The sequence below is a fragment of the Ectopseudomonas chengduensis genome (assembly GCF_900102635.1).
In the GTDB taxonomy this organism is placed as follows: domain Bacteria; phylum Pseudomonadota; class Gammaproteobacteria; order Pseudomonadales; family Pseudomonadaceae; genus Aquipseudomonas; species Aquipseudomonas chengduensis.
In genome coordinates, this window is sequence record NZ_FMZQ01000010.1 from 137,119 (window position 1) to 153,955 (window position 16,837).

Sequence of the window (16,837 nt, forward strand, 5' to 3'; positions counted from 1 at the left end):
GTCCTTATCATGCGTGTACTGATTGCCTGGTGTCTTTCAATCCTGGCTGCACCGCTTTGGGCCGATACCGTCTGGTTGAACAACGGCGATCGTCTGAGCGGTGAGATCATCCTGCTCGATGGCGGCAAGCTGGCGCTCAAGACCCGATATGCCGGCCAGGTGCTGATCGACTGGAAGGATATCGATACCCTCAGCTCCGACAAGCCCCTGCTGGTGCGGCGCAGCGGTTTCGACAACGAGCGCAGCGAAAGGTTGGCCGCCGCCGGCGCGGGCATGGTTCGCGTGCAGGGTGAGCGCGAGTACACCTTGCCGCTGGCGCAGATCAAGCGCCTGGTGCCGCCACGGCCGTTGCTGGAGGATCGTCTCTGGGAGGGCAACCTTGATGCCAAACTGGACATGAAGCGCAACGAGAACGATGTCGACGAGTGGAAGCTCAAGGGCAATACCCGCGTCGAGCATGGTCGTTGGCGCCATCTGCTCAGCGGCGAACTGGAGCGTGAAATTAAGAATGATCGCAAGGTCGAAGACAACTGGGAGCTGGAATACGACCTCGACCGCTTTCTGACCGAGCATTGGTTCTGGCGTGCGGGCGTGCAGCAGGGCGAGGATGAATTCGAGATCGTCGACCGTCAGCGTATCGTCGGCACCGGCCCCGGTTATCGCTTCTGGGATGACGAACTGGGTCGCTTCGACCTGATCGGGCAGTTCAATCGCGTGCGTCTGGAGTCGGATGTTGCTGATCTGGCGTTCAATACCACTTCGCTGGAGCTGGATTACAAGCGCCTGCTGTGGGGTACGCGGCTGGAGTTCTATGCCAATGCCCAGTTGCAGATCCCGCATATCGAAGAAATCGACTACGTGCTCGATAGCGAATTCGGCCTGCGCTACCGCCTCAACCAGTGGCGCGGCTGTTGCTGCTGTATGAGCTCAATCAGCTGGCGGCCCAGGGTCAGAGGGTTTCTGACCGACATTACCTGATCGGTGTCGGCATCGGTTGGTGAGCCTGCAAGGCCAATCATGCAGCAGGCAGCAGCGTCCTGCGCAGGGTTGGCCGACCAAATACGCTGAACTCTACGGCAGGCTGTCGGTCAGCTCTTGCTCAAGTGTCGGGCTTGCGGATAATGCCCGGCTTTTTCGCCCATCAGAGCCTTACTGACCTGCCATGTCGCGTCCATCATCCTTCTCGCTGCTTGGTCTGAGCCTTGCCCTGCTCAGCTCCGCCACTTTTGCCGACACCGTCTGGCTGACCAACGGTGACCGCCTGACCGGCACCATTCGTTTCTTCGACGGCAGCAAACTGCTGCTGGAAACCGACTACGGCGGCTCCATCCCGCTGAGCTGGAAGAAAATCGCCACCCTGCAAAGCGACCATGAGCTGCTGGTCAAACTTGGCCCTGTGGATGGCGAGCGTGCCAAATCGCTGCTGGCCGCCGAGCCGGGCAAGGTGACACTGGCCAATGGTGACTCGCCGAAAACCATCGAGCTGGCGCAGATCGAACAGATCATGAAGCCCAAGCCGCTGGTCGAGGACTTCACCTGGAAGGGCAATGTCGACCTCGGTCTGGACTACAAGCGCGGTGAGCGCGACTCCGACGACTACGATGTCGGCATCAAGACCCAGGCCCGTCATGGCCTGTGGCGGCATAACGCGCTGGCCGATTACAACCGCGAGCTGAAAAACGACGTCGTCAGCACCGACAACTGGAACGCCGAATATGCCCTTGACCGTTTCCTCACGGAGAAATGGTTCTGGCAGGGGCGCTTCGAGTACAAGCGCGACCGTATCGAAGAAGTCGAGCGTCAGCGCACCCTGGGTACCGGTCCGGGTTACCAGTTCTGGGATGACGAGCTGGGGGCGTTCTCCCTCGCCACCCTGGCCAACCGCAGTGACTACCTGTATAGCAACGGTGAACAGGACCGTTTCTATGCCATGAGCGTGAAGTGGGACTACAACCGCTATCTGATCGGCAAGACCGTCGAGCTGTTCAGCGTCGGTGAAGTGGTGCGCCCGCTCAGCAGCGCCGCCGACTATAGCCTGGATGCCGAGATCGGCCTGCGCTACAAGGTCACCGACTGGGCGTCGTTGAACATGAAGGCCGAGAAGGACATGGTCAGCGGTGCCGAAGGGGATCTGGATGAAACCCGCTACACCCTTGGCTTTGGTGTCGGCTGGTAACGTTCGCCAGCGTCAAGAAAAAGCCCGCGAATCAATCGCGGGCTTTTTCTTGGGCGAGAGAATCAGGCCTCTTGCCCAATGCCGATCAGATAAGCTTGCCAAAGCGGTCTTTCGTAGGAGCCCCGCCCCGGGGCGAAGCTTTTCAATCGCGTATCGCCCTGGTTCGCGGCGGGGCGCCGCTCCTACCCATTGGCAGCGTCGACGCTTAACTGACAGACATTAGGCCTCTTGCCCGTCCTTTTTCTTCCAGCCGGCGCCGCCTGGCAGTACCAGGTTGAGCAGCAGGGCGCTGATGGCGCACAGGGAAATACCCGACAGGGCAAATTCCTTGCCGCCAATCACCATGCCGCCGATGCCGAATACCAGGGTCACCGAGACGATGATCAGGTTGCGCGCTTCGGACAGGTCGACCTGGTGACGAATCAGTGTGTTGAGGCCGACCACGGCGATCGAGCCGAACAGCAGGCACAGAATACCGCCCATTACCGGTACCGGAATGCTCTGCAGGGCCACGCCGAACTTGCCGATGAAGGCCAGGGCGATGGCGAAAACTGCAGCCCAGGTCATGATCTTCGGGTTGTAGCTCTTGGTCAGCATCACTGCGCCGGTGACTTCGGCGTAGGTGGTGTTGGGCGGGCCACCGAACAGGCCGGCTGCCGAGGTGGCGAGGCCGTCACCGAGCAGGGTGCGGTGCAGGCCTGGCTTCTTGACGAAGTTCTTGCCGGTGACGTTGCCGATCGCCACCACGCCGCCGATATGCTCGATGGCCGGAGCCAGGGCCACGGGTACCATGTACAGGATGGCGCCCCAATGCAGTTCCGGTGCGATGAAGTTGGGCACGGCGAGCCAGGAGGCCTGGCTCACGGCGCTGGTGTCGATCACCCCGAGCACGGCGGCGATGGCGCAGCCAACGGCGATGCCGGCGAGGATCGGCACCAGACGGAAGATGCCACGGCCCAGCACGGCCACCAGCAGGGTGGTGATCAGCGCCGGCATCGAGATCATCATCGCGGTGCCGTAGGGCACCAGCTCGACGCTGCCGTCACCGGCCTTGCCCATGGCCATGTTCACTGCGACCGGCGACAGCGCCAGGCCGATGGAAATGATCACCGGCGCGATCACCACCGGCGGCAGCAGGCGGTCGATGAAGTTGGGGCCGCGCAGTTTGACCAGTAGCGAAAGCAGGATGTAGACCAGGCCGGCCGCGATCACGCCACCCATCACCGCGGGCAGGCCGAATTCGCCCTTGGCGGCCAGGATCGGCGCGATGAAGGCGAAGCTGGAGGCCAGGAACACCGGAACCTGGCGCTTGGTCACCAGTTGGAACAGCAGGGTACCGATACCGGCGGTGAACAGCGCGACGTTGGGATCCATGCCGGTGATCAGCGGCATCAGCACCAGGGCGCCGAAGGCCACGAACAGCATCTGCGCGCCGGAAATGCCCTGGCGCCAGAGCGGATCGTTGAATTCCGTCTGCGACATGTCAGGCGTCCTTCTGCTTGGTGCCGAAGATCTTGTCACCGGCATCGCCCAGGCCCGGGATAATGTAGCCGTGCTCGTTCAGGCGCTGATCGATGGAGGCGGTGAAGATGGTCACGTCCGGGTGCGCCTTCTCGACCGCCTTGATGCCTTCTGGAGCGGCGACCAGAACCATGGCGCGAATGTCCTTGCAGCCGGCTTTCTTCAGCAGGTCGATGGTGGCGACCATCGAGCCGCCGGTGGCCAGCATCGGGTCGATGATCAGCGCCAGGCGCGAGTCGATTTCCGGCGCGAGCTTTTCCAGGTAGGTGTGCGCTTCCAGGGTTTCCTCATTGCGTGCCACGCCCACGGCGCTGACCTTCGCGCCGGGAATCAGGCTGAGCACGCCGTCGAGCATGCCGATGCCGGCGCGTAGGATCGGAACCACGGTGATCTTCTTGCCGGCGATCTTTTCGACCTGCACGGTGCCCGCCCAGCCTTCGATGTCGTAGGCTTCCAATGGCAGGTCGTTGGTGGCTTCATAAGTCAGCAGGGCGCCCACTTCCTGGGCCAGCTCACGGAAATTCTTGGTGCTGATATCGGCGCGGCGCATCAGGCCGATCTTGTGACGGATCAGCGGGTGGCGGATCTCGCGAGTGGGCATGGGCTGGGATCTCCAACGGGGCTCTGGGAAAAATCGCGTTAGATTAAAGCATTGCTCATGCCAAGTGGTGGGTGACTGATGAGTCACGCCACCCCGCGCCGTGCATCGGCTACGCTGGTCAGTCGATACTTGGCAAGCGTTGCCAGGGTCTGTACCTTTGCCCGCTTTTATTTGACGGTTCGATCAGCTTTCAGGCTGTTCGCCGCCATTCATCAGTCCGATCAAGAGAGAGTCCCATCATGTCCGCCGATCTCGCGCACATTCGCCAAATCATGGCGGAAGCCGACTGCCTGTTCACCGAAGCTGAGGTGGAAGCGGCCATCGACAAGGTCGCCAGCCAGATCAACGCCGAGCTGGCTGAGCGCAACCCGGTGGTGTTCTGCGTGATGAATGGCGGCCTGATCTTCTCCGGCAAGCTGCTGACCAAACTGAATTTCCCGTTGGAAGCGTCTTACCTGCACGCCACCCGTTATCGCAACGAAACCAGCGGTGGCGAGCTGTTCTGGAAGGCCAAGCCGGAAGTGTCGTTCATCGACCGCGACGTGCTGATCATCGACGACATCCTCGACGAAGGGCATACCCTCGGCGCGATCATCGATTTCTGCCGCCATGCCGGCGCGCGTGCCGTGCACACGGCGGTGCTGATCGACAAGGAGCACGAGCGCAAGGCTCGCCCGGACCTGAAGGCCAATTACGTGGGCCTGCAGTGCATCGACCGCTACATCTTCGGCTACGGCATGGACTACAAGGGCTACTGGCGCAACGCCGCCGGCATCTACGCGGTCAAGGGGCTGTAAGCCTGATACCAGGTTCACACACCTGCTTTCCGTAGGAGCCCCGCCCCGGGGCGAAGCTGTTGATGTCAGTGTCGCCCAGCTTCGCGGCGGGGCGCCGCTCCTACAGATCGCCGTCGGGCGCGAAGGCCGGATGAAATCCGGTCACAGCTTCGGGGTCTCTCCCAACCAGCGCAATGCCTTTTCCCGCGCGTGCGGCAGATCCCGCGCATAAGCCAGTTCGCCCTCGCGGCTGCGCACGCCGGCGCGCCGTAGTTGCAGGCGTACCTGCGCGGTGGGGCCGCTGAGGATCAGCGCCACACCCTGCTGGCGATAGTCGCGCAGCACATTGTCCAGCGCGGCGATGGCGGTCATGTCCAGCAGCGGCACGGCGCTGATATCGACGATCACCACGCGCACCCCTGGGGTGAAGCGGCGCAGCACGCTCAGCGCCTTTTCCGCCGCGCCGAAGAACAGCGGGCCGCGAATGGCGTAAGCCAGCACGTGCTCGGGCAGGTCTTGCAGGGCCTGACGTTGCTGCCGGCTCAGCGCTGCGGTATCGGTCAGCTCGCTCATGCGCTTGATGAACAGTCCGGCTGCCAGCAGCAGGCCGACGCCCACGGCCAGCACCATGTCGAACAGCACCGTCAGCAACAGGCAGGTCAGCAGCACCAGCACATCGCCACGTGGGGCGATGCGCAGGGTGTGGGCGACGTGATGAGGTTCGCTCATGTTCCACGCCACCATCAGCAGTAGCGCCGCCAGCGCCGCCATCGGCAGGTAGCTGAACAGCGGCGCGAGCAGCAGAATCGCTGCCAGCACCACGCCGGCGTGAACCAGTGCCGCCATCGGCGAAAAGGCCCCGGCACGCACGTTGGCTGCCGTGCGGGCGATGGCGGCGGTGGCGGTGATGCCGCCAAAGAACGGCGCGGCCAGATTGCCCAGGCCCTGGCCGATCAATTCGGCGTTGGGATCGTGCTTGCTGCCGGTCATGCCGTCGGCCACCACGGCGCACAGCAGTGACTCGATGGCGCCCAGCATGGCGATGGCGAATGCCGGGGCCAGCAGTTGGCGGATCAGTTCGAACGACAGCACCAGCGGCTGGCCGTCAGCACCTGGCAGGTTCCAGGGCAGGGCCAGGTCCGGCAGGAAGGGTGGGATGCCGGGATGCTCGATGCCGTCGAGTGAGTAGCTGAAGCGCTCGCCCAGTGTCGCCACGGGTAGCCCCATGCGTTCCAGTGCGAGGGCGAGCAGTGCGCCAACCGCCAGGGCGACCAGGTGGGCGGGGACTTTCGGTGCCAGGCGCGGCCAGATCAGCAGTGTTGCCAGGCACGCCGCGCCCACCAGGCTGTCGCCAGGCTGCAGGCTGGGGAGGGCGCGCAGCAGAAGATTCACCTGTTCCAGCAGATGTTGAGGCGCGCCCGCCAGGTGCAGGCCGAACAGGTCCTTGATCTGCAGGACGGCGATGACGATACCGATGCCGGCGGTAAAGCCCAATGTCACCGGGTAGGGTACGAATTCGATCAGACGCCCGGCGCGCAGCAGCCCCAGGATGATCAGGATCACGCCAGCCATCAGTGTGCACAGCAGCAAGCCGCCGAGGCCGTACTGCTGGGTGATCGGCAGCAGAATCACCACGAAGGCGGCGGTGGGGCCGGAAATATTGAAGCGCGAGCCGCCGCACAGGGCGATCAGCGGTGCGGCGATCAGCACGGTGTAGAGCCCATGCTGCGGCGCCACACCCACGGCGATGGCCAGCGCCATGGCCAGCGGAATGGCGATGATGCCCACCGTCAGGCCGGCGCTCAGGTCGCCGCGCAGGGCCTTCCAGGAGTAGCCGGCGCGCAGCGTCTGGCGCCAGGCGGCGAACAGCGGTAACGATGGACGTGACATGCTGGCTTCCTAATGGCTTGGCGCATTATAGGAGCCAGTTCACTGGGCGCGGCATGACCTAGGTCGGCTGTCGTGTCGATTGTTCGCGTGTTAGCCTGCCCGGCTACGCGTTGAGCCGCGCGCGGCGCGGCGGTACACTGCCGGCCCTCTGTAATGCTGGCGGGAGCGGGCGATGCGTAAAGACAAGAAGCAGGTGATTGGCGAAGAAATCAGCGATGACTCGATCAAGCTGTTCCTTGCGGTGGAACCAGCGGACGCCACACCGCCTTCGCTGCACAAGCTGGTCAAGGCTTATCGCGGTCTGCGTATCGATGATTTCGAGCGCTTTGTGGGTTTCTTCGTTGCTGCAGGCTACGACCTCTCGGCGACCGATGCGCAGGGCAATGATTTCATCGCGCTGATTCAGGATCAGCGCAATGCCGGGCCCTACATCGAAGTGATCAAGGCTGCTCGCGGCTGATCTTCGCTGTTTTCGAGAAATGCCCGCACTTCGCAAGGAGGCGGGCATTTTTTATGGGTGCACGGCTGCGGACTTGAATTTAGGGCAATAAAAAAGGCTATGTCTGCGCTAAGTGTTGGGAGTGGGTGCAAAGGCCCGTAGGGTGGGCTTTAGCCCACCAACGGTGGTTGGCGTGGGCTAAAGCCCACCCTACAAGGCTCCCGGCCTTCCTTGGAACCCTAGCAACAGTTAACAGGGACATAGCCATAAAAAACCGGCCTCCAGGGCCGGTTTTTCAAGAACCTGTCGCGATTAGGCGGCAGCAGCTTCGCCCAGCGCCTTGATGTGCGCGTTCAGGCGGCTCTTGTGACGAGCGGCTTTGTTCTTGTGGATGATGCCTTTGTCAGCCATGCGGTCGATGACCGGAACGGCTGCAGTGTAAGCGGTTTTGGCAAGCTCGAGATCTTTGGCAGCAATAGCCTTGACTACGTTCTTGATGTAGGTACGAACCATCGAGCGCAGGCTGGCGTTATGGCTACGGCGCTTCTCAGCCTGTTTGGCGCGTTTTTTGGCAGAAGGTGAGTTGGCCACCGTCAAGCTCCTCGAAAACTGGGGGGTTACGACAAATAAGGCCGCGAATCATGCCGATCCATCTGCCTGCTGTCAAGTCTGATGACGCTTTCCTGTGCTGGCCTGACCAGTGGTGGCTCGCTACACTCGACGCCTTCGTTGGGCGGCGGATTGTCCGCTACTGCACCTTTTTATGGAAGTCGAAATACCCCATGAATCTGCTCAAGTCCCTGGCTGCCGTCAGTTCACTGACCATGGTGTCACGCGTGCTGGGGTTCGTGCGCGACACCATCATTGCCCGTACCTTCGGGGCCGGGGTGGCGTCGGATGCCTTCGTGGTGGCCTTCAAACTGCCCAACCTGCTGCGCCGTATTTTTGCCGAAGGGGCGTTCTCGCAGGCCTTCGTGCCGATCCTGGCCGAGTACAAGATGCAGCAGGGCGAGGAGGCCACACGTACTTTCGTTGCCTACGTCTCAGGTTTGCTGACCCTGGTGCTGGCGCTGGTCACGGCCATCGGCGTGCTCGCAGCGCCCTGGATCGTCTGGGCTACGGCACCGGGTTTTGCCGATGAGGCCGAGCGTTTCGAGCTGACCGTCGATCTGCTGCGGGTGACCTTTCCTTATATATTGCTGATCTCCCTGTCATCGCTGGCCGGGGCCGTGCTCAATACCTGGAACCGTTTTTCGGTGCCTGCGTTCGTGCCGACGCTGCTCAACGTCAGCATGATCGTTTTCGCGCTGTTTCTGACGCCCTATTTCGACCCGCCAATCATGGCGCTGGGCTGGGCGGTGCTGGTCGGCGGGCTGGCACAGTTGCTCTGGCAACTGCCGCACCTTAAAAAGATCGGCATGCTGGTGCTGCCGCGCCTGAGTTTCGGTGATCTGGGCGTCTGGCGCGTGCTCAAGCAGATGGGGCCGGCGATCTTCGGCGTCTCGGTGAGTCAGATTTCGCTGATCATCAACACCATCTTCGCCTCCTTCCTGGTGGCCGGCTCGGTGTCCTGGATGTATTACGCCGACCGCCTGATGGAGCTGCCCTCGGGCGTGCTGGGCGTGGCACTGGGGACCATCCTGCTGCCGGCGCTATCGAAAACCTATGCGAGCAAGAATCGCGACGAGTACCGCCGCCTGCTCGATTGGGGGCTGCGTTTGTGCTTTCTGCTGGTGCTGCCCTGCACCCTGGCGCTGGCGATTCTCGCCGAGCCGCTGGTGGTGTCGCTGTTCCAGTACGGCAAGTTCGGTGCAGAGGACGCGCTGATGACCCAGCGGGCACTGGTGGCTTATTCGGTCGGCCTGCTGGCGTTGATTCTGATCAAGATCCTCGCGCCCGGCTTCTATGCCCAGCAGAACATCAAGACACCGGTACGCATTGCCATCGTCAGCCTGCTGGCGACCCAGGCGATGAACGCGCTGTTCGTGTTCGGCCTGGATATGGCGCACGTCGGCCTGGCGCTGGCGATCAGCCTGGCGGCCTGCCTGAATGCCGGCTTGCTGTACTGGCAGCTGCGTCGTGCCGATATCTTCCAGCCGCTGCCGGGCTGGGGGCTGTTTCTGCTCAAGCTGGTGGTCGCGGTGGCGGTGATGGTCGCTGTGTTACTGGGGCTGCTGCAGGTCATGCCAGCCTGGGCGGAAGGGGAAATGCTCGTGCGCCTGTTGCGTCTCGGCGCGCTGGTGGCCGCTGGGCTGGTTGCTTACTTCGGCATGCTGCTCATATTGGGCTTCCGTCCGCGCGATTTTGCCCGGCGGGCCTTGTAGCGGTTTCACGTATCGCGATGCCTGTTGTGCATGGCCTGCTGTGCGTATAATCGGCCACTTTGTGAACAAGAAGCGTGCTATGCAGCTGGTTCGAGGTCTTCATAACCTGCAGCCCCAGGCGCGGGGCTGTGTGGTCACCATCGGTAATTTCGACGGCGTTCATCGTGGGCACCAGGCCATCCTGGCGCGCTTGCGCGAGCGTGCCGCGGAATTGGCCGTGCCCAGTTGCGTGGTGATTTTCGAGCCGCAGCCGCGTGAGTTCTTCGGTCCGGACACTGCTCCGGCGCGCCTCACCCGCCTGCGCGACAAGCTCGCCCTGCTGGCCGCCGAAGGCGTCGACATGGTGCTGTGCCTGGCCTTCAACCGCCGCTTGCGCGAGTTGTCGGCCGCCGAGTTCGTCCAGCGTGTGCTGGTCGACGGCCTGGGGGTGAAGGATCTGGAGATCGGCGACGATTTCCGCTTCGGCTGCGACCGTGCCGGGGATTTCGAATTTCTCAAGGCCGCCGGCCAGCGTTACGGCTTCAGCGTCGACGCCTCGACCACCGTCGAAGTGCTCGGCGGCCGGGTCAGCAGCACACGCGTGCGCCAGGCGCTGGCCGATGGCGATTTCGAACTGGCTGAAGCCTTGCTCGGCCGGCCGTTTCGCATCGCCGGGCGCGTCCTGCACGGGCAGAAGCTCGGCCGCCAGCTCGATGCGCCGACAGCCAATATCCAGCTCAAGCGGCGCAAGGTGCCGCTGACCGGGGTCTATCTGGTGAGCTGTGACATCGATGGCGTGATTCAACCGGGCGTCGCCAATATCGGCGTGCGCCCCAGTGTTGCCGGTGACGGCAGCGCCCATCTGGAAGTGCATCTTCTGGATTTTGCCGGCGATCTGTATGGCCGGCGTCTCTCGGTGGCTTTCCACCACAAGCTGCGTGATGAGCAGCGTTTCGCCTCGCTGGAGGCCTTGAAGGCGGCGATTGCCGCCGATATCGCCGCTGCCCGTGATTATTGGCAGAGCCACCCGCTGATGAAGAGCCCGAAATGACCGACTACAAAGCTACGCTGAACCTGCCCGATACCCAGTTCCCGATGAAGGCCGGCCTGCCGCAACGCGAGCCGCAGACCCTGCAGCGCTGGAACGAGATTGGCCTGTATAGCAAGCTGCGCAAGATTGGCGAAAATCGGCCGAAGTTCGTCCTGCACGACGGCCCGCCCTATGCCAACGGCAGCATCCACATCGGTCATGCGGTGAACAAGATCCTCAAGGACATCATCACCCGCTCCAAGACCCTGGCCGGTTTCGACGCGCCTTATGTGCCGGGTTGGGACTGCCACGGCCTGCCGATCGAGCACAAGGTCGAAACCACCTTCGGTAAGAACCAGCCGGCCGACCTGACCCGCGAGCGCTGCCGCACCTATGCCGGCGAGCAGATCGAAGGGCAGAAGGCCGACTTCATCCGCCTCGGTGTGCTCGGCGACTGGGACAATCCGTACAAGACCATGGACTTTGCCAACGAGGCCGGCGAGATCCGCGCCCTGGCCGAGATGGTCAGGCAGGGCTTCGTGTTCAAGGGGCTGAAACCGGTGAACTGGTGCTTCGACTGCGGCTCGGCCCTGGCCGAGGCCGAGGTGGAATACCAAGACAAGAAGTCCGATGCCATCGACGTTGCCTTCCCCATCGAAGACGCGGGCAAATTAGCCGCCGCCTTCGGCCTCAGCGAGCTGAGCAAGCCGACCGCCATCGTCATCTGGACCACCACGCCCTGGACCATCCCGGCCAACCAGGCGCTCAACGTCCACCCGGAATTCACCTACGCGCTGGTCGATACCGGCGAGCGCGTCCTGCTGCTGGCCGAGGAGCTGGTCGAGTCCTGCCTGCAGCGCTACGGCCTGCAAGGTCAGGTGATCGCTACCGCCCCCGGCGCGGCGCTGGAGCTGATCCGTTTCCGTCATCCGTTCTACGAGCGTTTCTCGCCGGTGTACCTGGCCGAATACGTCGAGCTGGGCGCCGGTACCGGTATCGTCCACTCGGCGCCGGCTTATGGTGAGGACGACTTCCGCACCTGCAAAGCCTACGGCATGAGCAACGACGACATTCTCAGCCCGGTGCAGAGCAATGGCGTCTACACCCCGGACCTGCCGTTCTTCGGTGGCCAGTTCATCTGGAAGGCCAACCCGGCCATCGTCGAGAAGCTGGCCGAAGTCGGCGCGCTGCTCAAGCACCAGCCGATCCAGCACAGCTACATGCATTGCTGGCGCCACAAGACGCCGCTGATCTACCGCGCTACCGCGCAGTGGTTCGTCGGTATGGACACTCAGCCCAAGCAGGGCGCTCCCCTGCGTGAGCGCGCGCTGGCCGCCATCGAGCAGACCCAGTTCGTCCCGGCCTGGGGTCAGGCGCGCCTGCACAGCATGATCGCCGGTCGTCCCGACTGGTGCATCTCGCGTCAGCGCAACTGGGGTGTACCGATCCCATTCTTCCTGCACAAGGCCACCGGCGAGTTGCACCCGCGCACCGTCGAGCTGATGGAAGAAGTCGCCAAGCGCGTCGAGCAAGAGGGCATCGAAGCTTGGTTCAAGCTCGACGCTGCCGAGCTGCTCGGCGCTGAAGCGGCTGACTACGACAAGATCAACGACACCCTCGATGTGTGGTTCGACTCCGGCACCACTCACTGGCATGTGCTGCGCGGCTCGCATGACATGGGCCACACCACCGGCCCGCGCGCCGACCTGTACCTGGAAGGCTCGGACCAGCACCGCGGCTGGTTCCATTCGTCCCTGCTGACCGGCAGTGCTATCGATGGTCACGCGCCGTACAAGGCGCTGCTGACCCACGGCTTCGTGGTCGACGAGAACGGCCGCAAGATGTCCAAGTCGCTGGGTAACGTGGTTGCGCCGCAGGAGGTCAACGACAGCCTGGGCGCCGACATCATGCGCCTGTGGGTCGCGTCCACCGACTATTCCGGCGAGATGGCCGTGTCCAAGGTGATCCTGCAGCGCAGCGCCGATGCCTACCGCCGCATCCGCAACACCGCGCGCTTCATGCTGGCCAACCTCAATGGCTTCGATCCGGCCAAGGACCTGCTGCAGCCCGAGCAGATGCTCGACCTCGATCGCTGGGCCGTCGACGCCGCCCTGCGCCTGCAGGAAGAGATCATCGAGGCCTACGCCGATTACCGCTTCTGGAACGTCTACTCCAAGGTGCATAACTTCTGCGTGCAGGAGCTGGGCGGCTTCTACCTGGACATCATCAAGGACCGCCAGTACACCACCGCCGCCGACAGCGTGGCGCGTCGCTCCTGCCAGAGCGCGCTGTTCCACATCAGCGAGGCGCTGGTGCGCTGGATCGCGCCGATCCTGGCCTTCACCGCCGAGGAAATCTGGCAGTTCCTGCCGGGCGAACGCAACGAGTCCGTCATGCTCAATACTTGGTACGCCGGCCTGCAGCGCCTGCCGGAAGGCTTCGAGCTGGATCGCGCTTATTGGGATCGCGTCATGGAGGTCAAGGCCGCGGTCAACAAGGAGCTGGAGAACCTGCGCACGGCCAAGGCCATCGGTGCCAGCCTGCAGGCTGAAGTGACCCTGTTCTGTGACGACGCCAAGCAGGCCGATCTGGCTAAGCTCGGCGACGAGCTGCGCTTTGCCCTGATCACCTCGGCGGCGCAGACCGCGCCGCTGGCCGATGCGCCGGCCGATGCGGTGGTGACCGAGGTCGAGGGCCTGAAGCTGAAGATCCTCAAATCCGCCCACGCCAAGTGCGGCCGTTGCTGGCACTTCCGCGCTGATGTCGGCAGTCATGCCGCGCATCCGGAGCTGTGCGGTCGTTGCGTGAGCAACATCGAAGGCGAGGGGGAGGTGCGCAAGCATGCCTGAGTCTTCGCGTTTCGGGCATCTGCCCTGGCTGCTGCTTAGCGTGCTGATTCTGGTCGCCGACCGCGTGACCAAGGACATCTTCGAGGGCACGCTGAGCATGTATCAGCGCATCGAAGTGATTCCTGGCTACTTCGACTGGACCCTGGCCTACAACACTGGCGCGGCCTTCAGCTTCCTGGCTGATGCCGCCGGCTGGCAGCGCTGGTTCTTTGCCGCTATCGCCATCGTCGTCAGCGTCGTGCTGGTAGTCTGGCTCAAGCGCCTCAAGCGTCACGAAACCCTGCTGGCCGTGGCGCTGGCCATGGTGCTGGGCGGCGCGTTGGGTAACCTGTATGACCGCGTGGTGCTCGGCCATGTGGTCGACTTCATTCTGGTGCACTGGCAGAGCCGATGGTTCTTCCCGGCGTTCAATCTGGCCGACACCTTCATCACCATCGGCGCCATCCTGCTGGCGCTGGATATGTTCAAGAGCGACAAGTCCGCGAAGGAGGATGCGCAATGACAGACGTACGCATCGGTCCGGACAGGGAAGTGACCCTGCATTTCGCCCTCAAGCTGGAAAACGGCGATGTGGTCGACAGTACCTTCGACAAGCAACCGGCAACCTTCAAGGTCGGCGACGGCAACCTGCTGCCTGGTTTCGAGCAGGCGCTGTACGGCTTCAAGGCCGGCGACAAGCGCTGCGTGCAGGTACAGCCGGAGCAGGGCTTCGGCCAGCCCAACCCGCAGAACGTGCAGATCATGCCGCGCAGCCAGTTCGACGGCATGGAGCTTTCCGAAGGCCTGCTGGTGATCTTCAACGATGCCGCCAATACCGAGCTGCCAGGCGTGGTCAAGGCGTTCGATGACAAGCAGGTGACCATCGACTTCAACCACCCGCTGGCCGGCAAGGTGCTGCAATTCGATGTGGAAATCATCGAGGTCAAGGCGCTGGATGCGGTGTAGACTGAACCTCTAACACGGAGGCCGCCCTTATGAGTGTGCAACTTTCCCCCATCGTGTCGGAGTTCGAGACGCAGGAGCAGGCGGATAGTCATGATCGCTGGTTTCGCCGCAAGGTAAAGGAGTCTTTGGATGACTCGCGTCCTGGTGTTCCGCATGACCAAGTGATGGCAGAAATGGAAGCCATCATTGTTCAGGCTGAAGCTCGGCAGCGAGGCCGTGGCTGATGTTGCCAATCATCTGGCGCGATAGCGCCAGAGCCGACTTGGCGGAAATCATCCGTTATATCGCTGATGAAGCCCCACAGGCTGCCAGGCAGCTTAAGAATTACCTTGAATCTGCCGTCTTGCCGTTGGCTGAACACCCCTATCTGTATCGTTCCGGTCGGGTTCCCGGCACTCGCGAGCTGGTCGCCCATCCCAACTATGTCTTGGTCTACAGGGTGGCGGCCGAGTGCATAGAAGTGGTCAGCGTCCTTCATTCTCGCCAAGAATATCCTTGAGCCTTTGAATCACTCTGCATTCAATGCGCGGTGTAAATCGAGACAATCAACATGCATATCAAACTCGCCAATCCCCGTGGCTTCTGCGCCGGCGTCGACCGTGCCATCGAAATCGTCAACCGCGCCCTGGAAGTCTTCGGCCCGCCGATCTACGTGCGCCATGAAGTGGTGCACAACAAGTTCGTGGTCGAGGACCTGCGTGCCCGCGGCGCGGTATTTGTCGAAGAGCTGGACCAGGTGCCGGACGACGTCATCGTCATCTTCAGTGCCCACGGCGTCTCCAAGGCCGTGCGCGACGAGGCGGCCCGGCGTGGCCTCAGGGTGTTCGACGCCACCTGCCCGCTGGTGACCAAGGTGCATATGGAAGTGGTGCGCTACAGCCGGGAAGGCCGTGAGTGCATCCTTATCGGCCACGAAGGCCACCCGGAAGTCGAAGGCACCATGGGCCAGTATGACGCCAGCAACGGCGGCGCCATCTACCTGGTGGAAGACGAGGCCGACGTCGCCGAGCTGCAGGTGCGCAACCCCGAGAACCTGGCGTTCGTCACCCAGACCACCCTGTCGATGGACGACACCAGCAAGGTGATCGACGCCCTGCGCAGCAAGTTCCCCGCGATTGGCGGCCCGCGCAAGGACGATATCTGCTACGCCACGCAGAACCGTCAGGATGCAGTCAAGCAACTGGCCAGCGAGTGCGACGTGCTGCTGGTCGTCGGCAGCCCCAACAGCTCCAACTCCAACCGCCTGCGCGAACTGGCCGAGCGCATGGGCACGCCGGCCTACCTGATCGACGGTGCCGAAGACCTCAAGCGTGAGTGGTTCGATGGGGTAAGCGGGATAGGCATCACTGCAGGCGCTTCCGCGCCAGAAGTGCTGGTGCGTGGCGTGGTTGATCAACTGCGCGCTTGGGGGGCGGAAGGGGAGACGGAACTTGATGGGCGGCCGGAGAACATTACGTTCTCGATGCCGAAGGAGTTGAGGGTCAAAGCCTTGTGACCGAGCCTATAGCAGGGGCGAAGTTCACTTTTACAGCAAGCCTATGTCTTAGCCCCCTATAAGGCACACGCTCAGAGCGCGTTACCGCCAGCACTCTTCGACACCATTGGCACCTGTGACGGTGCGTGTGCCCTGCTGGTTCAGGGCAAGAGTACCGCATCCGGTGTCTCTGGTTTGCGAGTTGATAGGTGTTGCGGTCATGGTGAATTGCACGGGGTTAGCATTGGCGGTGATGGCTAACTGGTAAAGTGCATTCTGCGAGTTTGCAGAGGCGAAGCCTAGTTCCGCGATGGTTGTGGCGTAGCGACTGTTCTGAGTGAAGAAGCGCTCTTGTCGAGCAGCCGCTTCCGCCAGTAATGCCTGCCCTTCCGTCCTATTGGAGCGCAGAACATAGTTCTGGTAGCTGGGTATTGCGATGCTGGCCAGTACGCCAATGATAATGACCGTTATCATCAGCTCGATCAGGGTGAAACCCGACTGTTTATTCATTATCCATCTCACTTTGCATCTGTATTTGCTCTTCAGGGCTAGGTTGTCTGAGGATGGCCACTGAGTCGAGTTTCGGGAACGGCGTCGCGTGACTGCCGGATGCTGCGATGACACTTCCCGGGCGTAGCTGATATATAACCGGCCCGCCGGTCGGCACCAGGCTTTCCGGGACGCGGTTGGGCAGTTGGTAACGCTTTCCGTCGATAGTGATAAGGGATTTCTCCAGTTCGATCCTCTGTACCGCGCCGGAAATCTCAAAAGTTTCGGCGTTTGCAGTGAAGGCTACGAGCAGGAAAAGGACGCTGCTGATCAAGGATTTCATA

Annotated in this window: 17 protein-coding genes and 1 pseudogene; 12 read left to right on the plus strand and 6 right to left on the minus strand. The window is 62.4% G+C overall.

The features are described from left to right. The first annotated feature begins 9 nt into the window (after nt 1–9). A pseudogene (locus tag BLS08_RS16565) lies at nt 10–1,001 on the plus strand (DUF481 domain-containing protein). 161 nt (nt 1,002–1,162) lie between these two features. After that, complete coding sequence (locus tag BLS08_RS16570) at nt 1,163–2,176, plus strand: DUF481 domain-containing protein (RefSeq protein WP_090336945.1); 1,014 nt, start codon at nt 1,163–1,165, stop codon at nt 2,174–2,176. A gap of 219 nt (nt 2,177–2,395) precedes the next feature. Here BLS08_RS16570 and BLS08_RS16575 read toward each other — a convergent pair whose 3' ends face one another. Together BLS08_RS16575 and upp are read right to left on the minus strand one after the other, a co-directional pair. Continuing rightward, entirely contained in the window at nt 2,396–3,658 is a 1,263-nt protein-coding gene (locus tag BLS08_RS16575; RefSeq protein WP_090336947.1) for a uracil-xanthine permease family protein, read from the minus strand. Between the two features lies 1 nt (nt 3,659). Beyond that, the gene (gene upp / locus BLS08_RS16580) at nt 3,660–4,298 is read right to left on the minus strand and encodes a uracil phosphoribosyltransferase (protein ID WP_021488127.1); all 639 of its coding nucleotides are present in this window, start codon (nt 4,296–4,298) and stop codon (nt 3,660–3,662) included. A 239-nt stretch (nt 4,299–4,537) separates the two neighbouring features. Here upp and BLS08_RS16585 point away from each other — a divergent pair, with 239 nt between their 5' ends. Next, nucleotides 4,538–5,095, plus strand: a complete 558-nt coding sequence (locus tag BLS08_RS16585; protein WP_045734172.1) for a hypoxanthine-guanine phosphoribosyltransferase — start codon at nt 4,538–4,540, stop codon at nt 5,093–5,095. Nucleotides 5,096–5,236: 141 nt separating this feature from the next. Here BLS08_RS16585 and dauA read toward each other — a convergent pair whose 3' ends face one another. Further along, nucleotides 5,237–6,964, minus strand: a complete 1,728-nt coding sequence (gene dauA / locus BLS08_RS16590; protein WP_090336949.1) for a C4-dicarboxylic acid transporter DauA — start codon at nt 6,962–6,964, stop codon at nt 5,237–5,239. Between the two features lie 172 nt (nt 6,965–7,136). On the opposite strand from dauA, the gene BLS08_RS16595 reads away from it, so the two are divergent. After that, nucleotides 7,137–7,424, plus strand: a complete 288-nt coding sequence (locus tag BLS08_RS16595) for a PA4642 family protein (protein WP_090336950.1) — start codon at nt 7,137–7,139, stop codon at nt 7,422–7,424. Between the two features lie 291 nt (nt 7,425–7,715). Here the strand turns inward: BLS08_RS16595 and rpsT are convergent, their stop codons facing one another. Beyond that, nucleotides 7,716–7,994, minus strand: a complete 279-nt coding sequence (rpsT, locus tag BLS08_RS16600) for a 30S ribosomal protein S20 (protein ID WP_003243036.1) — start codon at nt 7,992–7,994, stop codon at nt 7,716–7,718. Nucleotides 7,995–8,185: 191 nt separating this feature from the next. On the opposite strand from rpsT, the gene murJ reads away from it, so the two are divergent. The 8 genes from murJ (at nt 8,186) to ispH (ending at nt 16,025) form a co-directional block, all read left to right on the plus strand. Then, a complete protein-coding gene (murJ, locus tag BLS08_RS16605; RefSeq protein ID WP_090336952.1) occupies nt 8,186–9,727 on the plus strand; it encodes a murein biosynthesis integral membrane protein MurJ in 1,542 nt (513 codons plus the stop codon). A gap of 79 nt (nt 9,728–9,806) precedes the next feature. Then, nucleotides 9,807–10,757, plus strand: a complete 951-nt coding sequence (gene ribF / locus BLS08_RS16610) for a bifunctional riboflavin kinase/FAD synthetase (protein WP_090336954.1) — start codon at nt 9,807–9,809, stop codon at nt 10,755–10,757. Further along, a complete protein-coding gene (gene ileS, locus BLS08_RS16615) occupies nt 10,754–13,585 on the plus strand; it encodes an isoleucine--tRNA ligase (RefSeq protein ID WP_090336956.1) in 2,832 nt (943 codons plus the stop codon). The genes ribF and ileS overlap by 4 nt, the downstream gene beginning before the upstream one ends. Next, a complete protein-coding gene (gene lspA / locus BLS08_RS16620; RefSeq protein WP_090336958.1) occupies nt 13,578–14,087 on the plus strand; it encodes a signal peptidase II in 510 nt (169 codons plus the stop codon). Before ileS ends, lspA begins: the two co-directional genes overlap by 8 nt. Further along, entirely contained in the window at nt 14,084–14,530 is a 447-nt protein-coding gene (locus tag BLS08_RS16625) for an FKBP-type peptidyl-prolyl cis-trans isomerase (protein WP_090336960.1), read from the plus strand. The genes lspA and BLS08_RS16625 overlap by 4 nt, the downstream gene beginning before the upstream one ends. 29 nt (nt 14,531–14,559) lie before the next feature. Further along, on the plus strand, nt 14,560–14,754 hold the full coding sequence (gene relB, locus BLS08_RS16630) for a type II toxin-antitoxin system RelB family antitoxin (protein ID WP_003459395.1): 195 nt from the start codon (nt 14,560–14,562) through the stop codon (nt 14,752–14,754). After that, nucleotides 14,754–15,029, plus strand: a complete 276-nt coding sequence (locus BLS08_RS16635) for a type II toxin-antitoxin system RelE/ParE family toxin (protein ID WP_084341184.1) — start codon at nt 14,754–14,756, stop codon at nt 15,027–15,029. The genes relB and BLS08_RS16635 overlap by 1 nt, the downstream gene beginning before the upstream one ends. Nucleotides 15,030–15,080: 51 nt before the next feature. Continuing rightward, nucleotides 15,081–16,025 (plus strand): 4-hydroxy-3-methylbut-2-enyl diphosphate reductase, encoded by a 945-nt coding sequence (gene ispH / locus BLS08_RS16640; protein ID WP_090336962.1) that lies wholly within the window; start codon nt 15,081–15,083, stop codon nt 16,023–16,025. Between the two features lie 81 nt (nt 16,026–16,106). Here the strand turns inward: ispH and BLS08_RS16645 are convergent, their stop codons facing one another. Beyond that, nucleotides 16,107–16,514, minus strand: coding sequence for a type IV pilin protein (locus BLS08_RS16645; protein ID WP_090336964.1), 408 nt, complete (start codon nt 16,512–16,514; stop codon nt 16,107–16,109). Further along, a complete protein-coding gene (locus BLS08_RS16650; protein ID WP_090336966.1) occupies nt 16,507–16,836 on the minus strand; it encodes a PilY2 family type 4a fimbrial biogenesis protein in 330 nt (109 codons plus the stop codon). The genes BLS08_RS16645 and BLS08_RS16650 overlap by 8 nt, the downstream gene beginning before the upstream one ends. Nucleotide 16,837 lies beyond the last annotated feature (1 nt).